This is a genomic window from Gemmatimonas groenlandica, assembly GCF_013004105.1.
GTDB classification, from domain to species: domain Bacteria; phylum Gemmatimonadota; class Gemmatimonadetes; order Gemmatimonadales; family Gemmatimonadaceae; genus Gemmatimonas; species Gemmatimonas groenlandica.
On record NZ_CP053085.1, the window covers coordinates 4,257,382 to 4,269,637 of the forward strand.

The following is a 12,256-nucleotide window of genomic DNA, read 5'->3' on the forward strand; positions in this document are numbered from 1 at the left end:
TGAGCCTTCTTGATGCCTAATTCCGGGCGCGACGGTCCGGCTGAGCCTCTACTGAATACTCAGGATCGCCGCGCGCACGGTCGTCAACAGCGAATCCGCCGAGAACGGCTTGGCGAGGAAGTCGGATGCACCCTCGAGCAGCGCATCCCGGCGACGCTCCGTCGTGGCCAGCCCGCTCATCGCCACGATTCGCATGGTGGCATCGATGGCCCGGATGGTCCGAATCGCCTCGATCCCGTCCATCACCGGCATCATGAGGTCAGTCAAGACCAACGCGATCTCAGCTTGGTGCGTCGTGAATTGCTGCACCCCTTCCGAGCCATTGCTGGCCACGTGCACGCGGTAGCCAGCGCGACGGAGCGTGGTCTGCAGGAGGCGACGGATCGAGTCCTCGTCGTCGATGACTAGAATGCACTGGCCGGCGCCTTGCGGCATCGTCGGCATGGGATCGGGCGTCGGTGCCGCCGATGACTGCGATGCGGGAAGTGACACGCGGAAGATGCTGCCGCTGCCCAGCGAGCTCTCGACCTGAAAAAATCCGCCGTGGCTGCGCACGATGGCGTGCGAGGTCGAGAGTCCGAGTCCCGAACCCTCGCCGATCCCTTTGGTGGTGAAGAACGGGTCGAAGATCTTGTCCAGATGCTCGGTCAGAATACCGTAGCCGGTGTCGCGCACTTCAATCTGTAGGTACGCACCGGGCGGCAGTCCGGGCTCGGGAATATCGACGCTGCGGAGGTCCACGTTGCGCGCTGCGATCGTGATCGCTCCTCCGCCCGGCATCGCGTCCTTGGCATTCAGCAGCAAATTGAGCATGACCTGCTGAATTTGCGTGGAGTCGCCCGCGAAGGTCCACAGGTGTTCCGGGAGTGACGTGTGGATCTGTACGTCGGACATGAGGCGATCGCGCACCAGCCGCAACACATCGCGCATCACGGCCGACATGCTCAGCGTCACGCGCTGGCCCTCCACGCCGCGGGCATACGACAAGACTTGCCGCACCATGTCGGCACCCCGCCGGGCGCTTGCCTCGATCGTCTCGAGTACCTCGCGCTGCGTGTCGGAGCCCAGTTCGTCCTTGAGCACCTCGATCGAGAGCAGGATCGGCGCGAGCACGTTGTTCAGGTCGTGGGCAATCCCGCCCGCCAACGTACCGATGCCCTCCATGCGCTGCGCACGGGCCACGCGCGCCTCCAGCAGCCGACGTTCTGCCTCGTCCCGTTTCTTCTCGGTGATATCACGTACCACGCCGATCACCTGGCGCGTATCGACCTGCGGATGCACGCTCCACGACAACCAGCGATACGAACCGTCTTTGCACCGATACCGATTTTCGATGTCACGCATGGGCTGTCCGGGAAAGATCTTCTTCCGGTCGGCAAAGACTTTGTCCCGATCGTCGGGGTGAACAAACTCGATCAATGGACGACTGGTGAGTTCCTCGGCCGTCCATCCCAGGCATCGCGTCCACGCCGGATTCACATGGGTAAACCAGCCGTCGTAGTTGGCGATGCTGAGCATATCGAGCGACAGATCGAAGAACCGATCGCGCTCGACCTGCATGCGCCGGCGTTCGGTGACGTCCTCGGTCATGCGCACGATAAACGCCGGCGTCCCGTCGTCTTCGCGAATGACCGAGAGGTTGACGCTCCCCCAGACCTCGCGGCCGCTGGCGTGGACGAAGCGCTTCGTGATCACATCGCTGCGGCGCACGCCCGCGAGCAGCTCGCGCAGCACGCGCGAATCGACCGCCTGATCGTCGGCGTGAATCAACGAGGCAATGGAGCGGCCACACAGGGCAGTTTCGTCGTAGCCGAGGAGACGGCAGAAGGCGTCATTCGTCTGGACGATCTGACCGTCGGCATCGGTGATGACCATGCCGATGGCGACGTCGCGGAACGTCTGGCGTAGCGCGTCGGAGCTTGAAACGGTCACAGGTCCAATCCAGTCGGGCCGGAAAATGCGTGGCAGCACGTCATGGCAGCGCCATGAAGTGTAGACGCCTGTACCGTGCGAAGGCTACTGGATGGTCGCGGCGAACCGTCGCAACCGCAAACTGTTCGAGACCACACTCACTGAGCTGAACGCCATCGCCGCGCTGGCCAGAATGGGGCTGAGCAGGAGTCCGAAGGCGGGATACAGCACACCCGCTGCCACCGGGATACCGATCACGTTGTAGACGAAGGCCCAGAACAGGTTCTGCTTCATCGTGCGCATGGTCCGACGGGAGAGCGCGATGGCCTGGGCCGCCGTCCGCAGATCCCCGCGCATCAGCACAATATCACCCGCCTCGATGGCGACGTCGGTGCCGGTGCCGATCGCCATGCCGACATCGGCTTGCGCCAAGGCCGGGGCGTCGTTGATGCCGTCGCCGACCATCGCCACCACCCGTCCCAGCGCCTGCAGGCGGGTGATCTCCGCGACTTTGCCGGCCGGCAGCACGCCGGCGACCACGCGATCGATGCCAGCCAGGCGCGCTACCGCGTCGGCGGTACGCTGATTGTCGCCAGTCAGCATCACGACCTCGAGACCCATGGCGTGTAGCTGCGTGATCGCGGCCCGTGAACTCTCCTTGATGGGATCGGCGACGGCGATCACGCCGGCGAGTACGCCATCCATCGCCACGAACATCGGCGTCTTGCCATCGCTGGCCAAGCGATCCACATCGGCCTGCGCCGACGCCGTGTCCACCGAATAGTCGGCCATGAGCGCCGCGTTCCCGACGGCGATCGCGACGTCGCGGCCCGTCGTCGCGTCGCCATCACGCACGACGCCGATCGCGCCGCGGCCGGTTTGCGATTCGAAGGTGTCGGGTTCAGCCACCGTGAGGCCCAACCCCCGCGCATGACGCACGATGGCATCGGCCAACGGGTGTTCGCTGCGTGACTCGATCGACGCGACCATTCGCAGCAGGTCATGCTCGCGGTGCACGAACGCGCCATCGGTGGCGAGGACCACGTCGGTGACCGCGGGCTTGCCCTCGGTAACCGTGCCGGTCTTGTCGAGCACCACCGTGTTCAGATCCCCGGCGCGCTGCAGAGCTTCGCCCCCTTTGATCAGCACACCCAGCTCGGCGCCCTTGCCGGTCGCCACCATGACGGCGGTCGGCACCGCGAGCCCCATGGCACACGGGCAGGCGATGATCAGCACCGCCACCGACGCGGCAAAGGCGCGCACCGCCGGCGCACTGTCCGCGGCGACGAACCATACCATAAACGTGAGCACCGCCAGCGAGAGGACGATCGGCACAAAGATGCCCGAGATGCGATCGGCCAGCCGTTGAATCGGTGCCCGCGAGCCCTGCGCATCGCGCATCAGCTTCACGATCTGCGCCAGCACACTATCGCCACCCAGAGTGGTGGCGCGGAATCGAAAGGCGCCGGTGGCGTTGATGGTGCCGCCGATCACGCGGTCGCCAACCCCCTTCGTGACCGGCATCGATTCCCCGGTCAGCATGCTCTCATCGACGGCGCTGCTACCGGCGAGCAGCTCGCCGTCAACCGGAATGCGCTCGCCGGGGCGCACGATCACGGTATCGCCGGCCATCACCGACTCGACCGGCAGGTCGAGCTCCTGCGCATCGCGCAGCACTCGTGCGGTTTTCGGCTGCAGGTGCACCAGCGCCCGCAACGCCGACGAGGTGCGCTGCTTGGCGCGCGCTTCGAACATGTTGCCGGTGAGAATCAGCGCGATGATGAGCACCACGGCTTCGTAGTACACATCGGGTGCCAACCCCCGACTGACGAAGAATTCGGGGGCGACGGTCGCTACCACGGAGTAGAGAAACGCGGCGCCGGTGCCGACCGCCACGAGCGTGTTCATGTCGGCGGCGTGATGGCGAAAGGCAGACCAGGCACCGGTGTAAAAGTGCCGTCCGGCCCAGGTCATCACGCCCAGCGTGAGCGCCAGCAGGAGCCAGGTGGTGACGCGCGGATCGATGGCGTACATCCACGGCGCCACACGGCGGAGCGCGGGGTCGAGCACGGTCATCGACCAGCGCATGAAGGGATCGCCGATGGTGGACGCGCCGCCGTGCGCGTGCATGGTGGCCGCCAGCTGGCTCATGAGCGGCATGGAGATGATCATGGCGATCGCCCCGGCGATACCACTCACGATCGCCTTGCGACGCAGTGTGAGATATTCCGTGGTGGTCGCGCGATCACGCGCTTCCTGCTCCTCGAATGCCGACTGATCGGGCGGGGCCAGCGCTGCCCCGTACCCGGTGTCGACAATGGCCGCAACGAGTGCGTCGGGCGACGTCGCGGCCGGATCAAAGGTCACGGTCGCATTGTGCATCATGAGATTGACCGTCGCGTCGCTGACGCCCGGCTGTTTCTGCAGTGTGCGCTGCACTCGCGACTGGCACGCGGCGCATGTCATGCCGCTGACCGGAATACGAATGGTGTCCATTGAACCTCCTTGTTGCCCGTGTGCGCCGTTAGGCCACAGCGATCACGGAGCCGCGCAGCATGCTCATGCCGCACATGAAAGCGTAGGTACCAGCTTTGGGTGGTGTGATTTCGATCGTCGTCTGTTGCCCGGTCGGGAGAAATTTGCGGATCCCGAAATCGGGGAAGACGACCTCGTCGGAGCAGCTCCCGGTGTCCCGCCGGTCGAAGATCAGGCGTACGGGCTGTCCCGCCGGGACCTGCACCGACTGCGGGCTGTAGCCGCCGTCGACCGTGATCGTGATACTCGGCGGTCCGGCCGTCGCCGTGGCCCCGGCCGTGGCGACGGACGCCACAGCGGAGGCGGTGACCGAGGCGGTCACCGGCGACGAGGCGAAGAAGTACCAGTTGATCCAGACGATCGTGGCGGTACCGCCCAGCACAACGATCCACTCGATACCGGTCATGGCGGTCTCCGGGTTAGGCCGCGGTGACGACGCGGTAGCCTTCTTCTTCAACGGCCTTCGCGATGTCCGTCGGCGTCGTCGTGTTCGCGTCGTACTCGACCGACGCGGTCCCGATGACCACGTGGTCGACGGTGACGCCAGGAACACCCTTGAGGGCGCGGGTGACACCGGCCACGCAATGGCCGCAGGTCATGCCGGAGATCTGCATCGTGAGCTTGTCCATCGGGTCGCTCCAATTGAAATGGGGGAGGGGCAAGTGCCCTTGAGATTAAGTGTATATACCCCCCACCCCTATGTCAACGGCGGGGAAGACTGGGAAAACGCGGAAACGGGCGGTTCCTGCCTGACACGGATACGAACCGATAGGAACGGCTGCGAACGGATTCGCCCGTGAATGGGGGCCATCGTCAAGAAACCCGACTTTTCATGTACTGAACTGAAAGGCGGTCGAGCCGCTGAGCCCGTCGCGCACCGACGGGGATCGGTTGCTATCGGTTCCTATCAGTTCGTATCCGTGTCAGTCAGGAACCGCATGTTTCCGTTCGTATCCAGCTAGCGACCACAGGAACGGCGGCACAGGTTGGGAAATGCGCACATTCTGCCTTGCCGTCGTCCTCTTCGCGTTGTCGTCACCTCTCGCCGACGCACGCGCCCAACTGCCGCTGCCGCAGTTCGATCGCGTGCTCCTGCTCGAGACCACCGCCGAAACCTCGGCGAACGCCAGCATCGGGGACGTGAACGGCGACGGCAAACCGGACATCGTGCTCGCCAAGGGGCGGCATTGGCCGTTGGTCGACCGGGTGCTGATCGGCGACGGCAAAGGCGGCTTCGCTCCGGCGCGTGACCTGGGCACCGCCTCCGACCGATCATATGCAGCCCGCTTGGTGGATCTCGATCGTGACGGCGATCTCGACGTGGTGCTTAGCAACGATCGTCCCGACCCGAGCCTTGTCTACCTGAACGATGGCGCGGGACACTTCTCGGTTGGATCCACGTTCGGCAAGGCCGAGTGGCCCACGCGAAATGCCAGTGTGGCCGACATCAACGGAGACGGCCTCCCCGACATCATCGTGGCCAACCGGTACGGCAAGAATCCAGGTGGCAACTACGTCTGCCTGAATCGCGGTGCCGGCCGGTTCGACGACCAGTGCATCCGCTTTTCACGCGAGTCGGCCACCACGATCACGCCCGCCGACGTGAACCGTGACGGGCTCGTCGACCTCATCGTACCGCACCGAGACGGCGGGCAGAGCATGGTGTATCTGCAGCAGCGGCGCACCGGGACCGGTCCCGGTACCGGTATCGGTGCCGGCCTTGGCCCCGATCCTGTGTTCGCGGGCGTGCCCTTCGGTCCGGCCGACGCGGCGATCCGGGCGTCGGAAACGGGCGATTTCAACGGCGACGGGATTCTGGATCTGGTCGCCATCGACGAAGCAAATGGCCTGTCGCTCTATACCGGCGTACGCGACGGTGGCTTCGCGGCCGGCGTGTCACTCGGTCGGGAGCAAACGGCGCCGTACGCTCTGGCCGTGGGGGATCTCAACGCCGATGGCCTGACCGATATCGTGGTGGGCTACGTCGAGGCGGAGTCGGTGGCGTACATCCGCACCGGGACCACCTTCGCGAGGGTACGGTTCGGCGACGGCCGCGGTACGGTGTACGGCTTTGCCATCGGCGATGTGAACGGAGACGGCCAAGTGGACATCGCGGCCGGGCGCTCGGAGGCACCGAACGTGCTGTACTTCGGCCGGCGCGCGGCGCTGAAGCCCGCTCCGCTGAAGCCCGCTCCTCGCCGATAGGGACCGCACGCCATGCCGAATGACGTGGACGGCCTGCTCGCCACGCTCGATCATCCGCAGCGCGATGCCATCGACACGTTGCGGCACATCATCCTGCAAGCCGACCCCCGTATCGGCGAAGCGGTGAAGTGGAATGCGCCCAGCTTCCACACCACGGAGCACTTTGCCACGTTCCACCTGCGCGCGAAGACCGGCTTCCAGCTCGTGCTGCATTTGGGCGCCAAAGGTCGGCCCGACGCCGCGGTGCGCGCCACCGTGCCCGACCCGCACACGCTGCTGCAGTGGAAGAGCGCCGACCGTGCCATCATCGCCCTGCGTGATCTGGCCGATGTCGACGCCAAGCGTGACGCGTTGACGCACATTCTGCGACACTGGATCGAGGAGGTCCGCTAATGGCTCCGCACGCTCTCGCGGCGATCGATCTCGATACACATCGGGCCGCGCTCACAGGTCACTGCTATCGTATGCTGGGTTCGGTCGTCGACGCCGAGGACGCGGTGCAGGAGACCATGCTGCGGGCCTGGCGCGCGCTCGAGAAATTCGATGGTCGCTCAGCGCTGGGCACGTGGCTGCATCGCATCGCCACCAACGTATGTCTCGATGCGCTCGGCGATCGCACGCCGCGCGTCCTGGCGTTCGACGACATGCCGCGTTCCGCGACTACCGACGAGCTGACGACGCGCCCGCGTGCGCATTGGCTCGAGCCCATTCCCGATGTGCGCGCGATCCCGTCGACCGACGATCCGCACGAGCGCGCCGTGATGCGCGAGAATCTGCGATTGGCCTTCGTGTCGGCGCTACAGGCGTTGCCGCCGCGTCAGCGCGCGGCCCTGATTCTCACGCAGGTGCTCAACTGGTCGGCGGCGGAAGTCGCCGACTGCCTCGACCTCAGCACTGCCGCGGTGAACAGTGCGCTGCAGCGGGCCCGGGCCACCCTCGACGCGCGCCGCTCGAGTGCGCCCACCGGCACGCCGATGGAGTTGAACGCCCAACAGCAGCGCACGCTCGAGCGGTTCGTGGCCGCCTTCGAAGCGTACGATGTGCCGGCCCTCACGGCGCTGCTGCGCGACGATGTGGTGATGTGCATGCCGCCCTATGCGTTCTGGTTGCAGGGCCCCGTGGACGTGGCCGACTGGCTCACCGGCCGTGGCGCCGGCTGCAAGCCCTCGCGCCTCGTGGCGACCCAAGCCAGTGGAGCACCGGCCTTCGCGCAGTACCGGCAGAATGGGGCTGAGCCCTGGTCGCTCATCGTGCTCGACTTCGTCGGCGATCGCATCGGCACGATGCACTACTTCCTCGACACCGAGACGCTGTTTCCCCACTTCGAATTGCCGATGCGACTCGACCGATGATTTTCGGGTGGATGGTGGGTCGAAGAGATATATGCCGATTGTCTACGCCGTCTCCCTCACGCCCAATCCTCCCATGGCGACCGCCCGCAAGATCTTCCTCAACATGTCGGTGAAGGACCTGGACGCCACGAAGGCGTTCTTCGCCGCCCTCGGCTTCACGTTCAACCCGCAGTTCACCGACCAGAACGCGGCGTGCATGATCGTGAGCGAGGAGGCCTACGTGATGCTGCTCACCGAGCCGTTCTTCGGCGGATTCACGACGAAGGCGATCTGCGATACGCGCACGCACACCGAGTCGCTCTTCGCCCTGAGTTGCGACAATCGCGAGGAGGTGAACGACATGGTGCAGAAGGCCGTCGCCGCCGGCGGACGGGAAGCCATGCCGGTGCAGGACCACGGGTTCATGTACGCCTGGAGCTTCTACGACCTCGACGAGCATCACTGGGAGGTGTTCTGGATGGACCCGGCCACCATCCAGTAGCGCGAAAGGCTCGCGGGAGGGGAGACAAGCGGGCAGCGCGGGTGCCATTGTCAGCGGGAGTCCGCCATTTTTCGTGACGCCCGTCGCCTGCCCGCCTCCTTCTTCCGTCGTCCCGCATGCCTGTCACCCCACAACGGATCGTCGTCACAGGTGGTGCCGGATTTCTTGGCTCGCATCTGTGCGAGCTGCTGCTGTCGCAGGGGCACGAGGTGCTGTGTGTCGACAACTTCTTCACCAGTTCGCGGCGCGGCGTCGAGCATCTGCTCGACTATAAGCGCTTCGAACTGCTGCGGCACGACGTCACGATGCCGCTCAATGTGGAAGCCGACGAGATCTACAATCTGGCCTGCCCGGCGTCGCCGGTGCATTACCAGCACGATCCGGTGCAAACCACCAAGACCAGTGTGATCGGCGCGATCAACATGCTGGAGCTGGCCAAGCGGCTGCGGGCCAAGGTGCTGCAGGCGTCCACGTCGGAGGTGTATGGGGACCCGATCGTGCACCCGCAGACGGAGTCGTACTGGGGCAATGTGAATCCGATCGGTCCGCGCTCCTGCTACGACGAGGGGAAGCGATGCGCCGAGACGTTGTTCTTCGACTACTACCATCAGGAGAAGGTGCGCATCAAAGTCGTGCGCATCTTCAACACGTACGGCCCGCGCATGCATCCGAATGACGGGCGCGTGGTGTCGAACTTCATCATGCAGGCGCTGCGCGGCGACGACATCACGTTGTTCGGCGACGGCGAGCAGACGCGGTCCTTCTGCTATGTGAGCGATCTGATCGACGGACTGCATAGGATGATGAAGTCGCCCGACTCCGTCGTTGGCCCGATCAATCTCGGCAACCCGGAGGAGTGCACCGTGCGAGCGCTTGCTGAAACCATCATCGGCCTCACGGGATCCCGCTCCAAGCTGGTGCGCCGCCCGCTGCCGCCCGATGATCCACGCCAGCGTCAGCCCGATATCACGAAGGCGCGCGAGGTGCTGGGCTGGGAGCCGAGCGTGTCGATGCAGCTTGGTCTGGCCAGCACGATCGCGTATTTCGACACGCTGCTGGCGAGTGGTGAAGTGCCGGAGCTCATCGGCGGGGCGGGGCTGGCGAGCGCCGCGGAGCGGTGAGCGCGATCGTGGGTGCATTGGCGAGCGCGTTTACGATCCACGAGTACGGTGACGCGCGAGTGGCGGCGGTGATCCCCGCACGGAACGAGGCGCGCACCATCGCCGAAGTCGTGCGCGAATCCGCGCGCTATGTGCACGAAGTGCTGGTACTCGACGGTGGATCGCGCGACGGCACCGCCGAGCAGGCCCGCGCCGCGGGTGCGCGCGTGATCACCGACCGCGGACGCGGCAAAGGCGCCGCCGTTCGGCAAAGCCTCGGCGAGACCACGGCCGACGTCGTCGTCTTTCTCGACGCCGATGGTTCGCATGATCCGACGGATATTCCGTCGCTCGTGCGACCGGTGCTGGCCCGCGAGGCTGAATTGTGTGTGGGCAGCCGTTTTTCCGGTGGCACCGACGAGCTGTCGGTCACGGTGGGCCAGCTCATTCGCACGATCGGCAACATCTCGATGAACATTGCGATCAACCGGCGGTTCGATGTCGCCCTCACCGATACCTTGAACGGCTTCCGCGCCATTCGACGCGAGGTCGCGCTCGAGGTCAAGCTCGCCGAAGACCGGCACACCATCGAGCAGGAAATGGTGATGAAGGTGCTGGCCTACGGCTATCGTGTCGTGAACCGGCCTACGCATGAATACGCGCGGTTGTTCGGTACGAGTCACATCGCGGTGTGGCGCGAATGGCCCACGTTCGTGCGCTGTGTGCTGGTGAACATCTTTCAGTCGCAGCGCGCGCCGCTCACGCACGGCGTGCGAGTGAAGCCGGCGTTGGAAACGTGGATGCGGGAGAGTACGCCACTGGAGTCCGCTGCGAGCGACTCGTGACGGGATGCGCCCGGTGACCGACGCGACACGGCAGGCGTGGCCGCGGTCGCGTTGGCTGCTGCTGGTTACCGCGATCGGCGTCGCATTGACGGCAGCGCTGATGCCGCATGCGTGGTATGACGCGCTGCCGCGACAGGCAGAACTACCCCCGCCGCCCATCAGTGGGGTGACGTTGCTGCGCGTCGTGCTGCTGGTACAGGCCGCGGTGATGTTGATGGTGGTCGCCTTCGACTGGCGGTTCGTGCGACTGGCGGCGACTTCACGACTGGCGGGTCATGCGGCGCGCGATGAACCGGGCGACCTCACGCCGCGGGCGGGGGCCATCGGTCTCACGGTCATCACGCTGCTCGCCTTGGCGCTGCGCCTGTATCACCTCGACCGTGATCTCTGGCTCGACGAAATCTCGCCGATCCTCGACTACGCGTCGCTGTCGGTACCGCAGATCGTCGGCAGCTACCTGCGGTCGAACAATCACCTGTTGAACACGCTGCTCCTGAAGGAGATGATCGCGCTGTTCGGCGAACAGGCGTGGTCGGTGCGCTTGCCGGCCGTCGCGTTCGGCGTGGCCGGTGTGCCGGCGCTGTACTGGTGCGCGCGACTGGCCCTCTCGCGGCGCGCCTCTCTGGGGGCGGCGCTGTTGCTGGCGGTGTCGTATCACCATCTGTTCTTCTCGCAGAATGCCCGCGGCTACACTGCCTACCTGTGTCTGGCGCTGCTCAGCACGCGGGCCTTGGTGAATGGACTGCGCGACGATCGCCTGCGCGACTGGCTGTTGTATGTGGCGGCCACCGTGCTGGGCTTTGCCGCGCTGCTCAATACGGCGTTCGTGCTGGCCGCGCAGGGGTTGGTGGCTCTGGCGGTCGTGTGGCGCGTCTACCGGGCGGGCGGCCCGGCGATGCCGCTATTGCGTCGCGTCCTGGTGGTATGCTCGATCGCCGGGTTTCTGAGCGCCGAACTGTATGCGGTCGCCATGCCCGAAGTGTACGTGGTGATTACGAACGTCTACAAAACGCAGAGCACTGGCTTTCTGCTCTTTTCGTGGGAGTTCGTGCGCGAAGTGCTGCGCGGCGTGAGTGCGGGGTTCGGGTCGGGCGGCATCGGCGCCGGTGCGCTGCTGGCGGCAGTGCCGTTCCTGCTGGTGGCTGGGGCCGGCGCGCTGGCGGTCCTGAAGCGGGCGTGGGTGCTGGCCCTCGGCCTCGCGCTGCCGGGTCTCCTCACGCTCGCCTTTCTGCTGGTGCGCGGCCTCACGATCTCGCCGCGCTTCTTTCTGCTCTGGCTTCCGCTAGCGGTGCTCACGGCCGTGGTGGCGATCGACGACGGTGCCGGCTGGATCTGGCGATCGCGGCCGAAGCGGGCCGCCCTGGTCGGCGGCGCCGCCGTGGCGCTGCTGGCCATGTTGTCGGCCGCTTCCTTGGCGCGGTATTATGCGACACCCAAGCAGCCGTATCGCGCGGCGTTGGCCTACGTGGAGCGGGAGCGAAAGCCCGACGACCGCGTGGTGGTGGTGTATCTCGCCGAACTGGGGATGCGGTACTACGGCGCGCGCGCCGGTGCGCCTCTCGAGCAGCGATACCGATTCGTGCGCACCGTGCCCGCGCTCGATAGTGCCCTGGCACGGCGCGGTGCCGGACGAGTGTGGTTGGTTGTCACCTTTGAACGAGCGTTGCAGATGGACCTCCCGGAACTGAACGCGCGCGTGCGCTCCGGCTGGACGCTGCAACAGACGTTCGACGGCACCGTCGGCGACGGCGGGATCAGCGTGTGGCGCGAACGGGACGCTGCCGCCACATCGGGCAGCGCGCCATGACTGCGCAGGCATCGTGAACG

At 65.8% G+C, this 12,256-nt stretch carries 11 protein-coding genes; 7 read left to right on the forward strand and 4 right to left on the reverse strand.

Annotated elements, in window-relative coordinates; all coding sequences use genetic code 11:
- Window positions 1-48: 48 nt before the first annotated feature.
- The 4 genes from HKW67_RS18285 to HKW67_RS18300 all read right to left on the reverse strand — a co-directional run bounded on the left by HKW67_RS18285 (window position 49) and on the right by HKW67_RS18300 (window position 5,075).
- Window positions 49-1,932, reverse strand: a complete 1,884-nt coding sequence (locus HKW67_RS18285; protein ID WP_171226750.1) for a hybrid sensor histidine kinase/response regulator — start codon at window positions 1,930-1,932, stop codon at window positions 49-51.
- A gap of 84 nt (window positions 1,933-2,016) precedes the next feature.
- Window positions 2,017-4,407 carry a heavy metal translocating P-type ATPase gene (locus HKW67_RS18290; RefSeq protein WP_171226751.1) on the reverse strand — a complete coding sequence of 797 codons (2,391 nt, stop codon included), beginning with the start codon at window positions 4,405-4,407 and terminating at the stop codon, window positions 2,017-2,019.
- 28 nt (window positions 4,408-4,435) lie between these two features.
- Window positions 4,436-4,852: a cupredoxin domain-containing protein gene (locus tag HKW67_RS18295; RefSeq protein ID WP_171226752.1), complete on the reverse strand. Its 417-nt coding sequence runs from the start codon at window positions 4,850-4,852 to the stop codon at window positions 4,436-4,438.
- Between the two features lie 13 nt (window positions 4,853-4,865).
- The gene (locus HKW67_RS18300; protein WP_171226753.1) at window positions 4,866-5,075 is read right to left on the reverse strand and encodes a heavy-metal-associated domain-containing protein; all 210 of its coding nucleotides are present in this window, start codon (window positions 5,073-5,075) and stop codon (window positions 4,866-4,868) included.
- Window positions 5,076-5,439: 364 nt separating this feature from the next.
- On the opposite strand from HKW67_RS18300, the gene HKW67_RS18305 reads away from it, so the two are divergent.
- The 7 genes from HKW67_RS18305 (at window position 5,440) to HKW67_RS18335 (ending at window position 12,236) form a co-directional block, all read left to right on the forward strand.
- Window positions 5,440-6,651 (forward strand): FG-GAP repeat domain-containing protein, encoded by a 1,212-nt coding sequence (locus tag HKW67_RS18305; protein WP_171226754.1) that lies wholly within the window; start codon window positions 5,440-5,442, stop codon window positions 6,649-6,651.
- A 12-nt stretch (window positions 6,652-6,663) separates the two neighbouring features.
- Entirely contained in the window at window positions 6,664-7,044 is a 381-nt protein-coding gene (locus tag HKW67_RS18310) for a DUF1801 domain-containing protein (protein ID WP_171226755.1), read from the forward strand.
- Complete coding sequence (locus tag HKW67_RS18315) at window positions 7,044-8,003, forward strand: sigma-70 family RNA polymerase sigma factor (protein WP_171226756.1); 960 nt, start codon at window positions 7,044-7,046, stop codon at window positions 8,001-8,003. Before HKW67_RS18310 ends, HKW67_RS18315 begins: the two co-directional genes overlap by 1 nt.
- A gap of 73 nt (window positions 8,004-8,076) precedes the next feature.
- Entirely contained in the window at window positions 8,077-8,484 is a 408-nt protein-coding gene (locus tag HKW67_RS18320) for a VOC family protein (RefSeq protein WP_171226757.1), read from the forward strand.
- 116 nt (window positions 8,485-8,600) lie between these two features.
- Window positions 8,601-9,605, forward strand: a complete 1,005-nt coding sequence (locus HKW67_RS18325; RefSeq protein ID WP_171226758.1) for a UDP-glucuronic acid decarboxylase family protein — start codon at window positions 8,601-8,603, stop codon at window positions 9,603-9,605.
- Window positions 9,602-10,429 (forward strand): glycosyltransferase family 2 protein, encoded by an 828-nt coding sequence (locus HKW67_RS18330; protein ID WP_171226759.1) that lies wholly within the window; start codon window positions 9,602-9,604, stop codon window positions 10,427-10,429. The genes HKW67_RS18325 and HKW67_RS18330 overlap by 4 nt, the downstream gene beginning before the upstream one ends.
- A 13-nt stretch (window positions 10,430-10,442) precedes the next feature.
- Window positions 10,443-12,236, forward strand: coding sequence for a glycosyltransferase family 39 protein (locus HKW67_RS18335; protein ID WP_171226760.1), 1,794 nt, complete (start codon window positions 10,443-10,445; stop codon window positions 12,234-12,236).
- The last annotated feature ends 20 nt before the right edge of the window (window positions 12,237-12,256 follow it).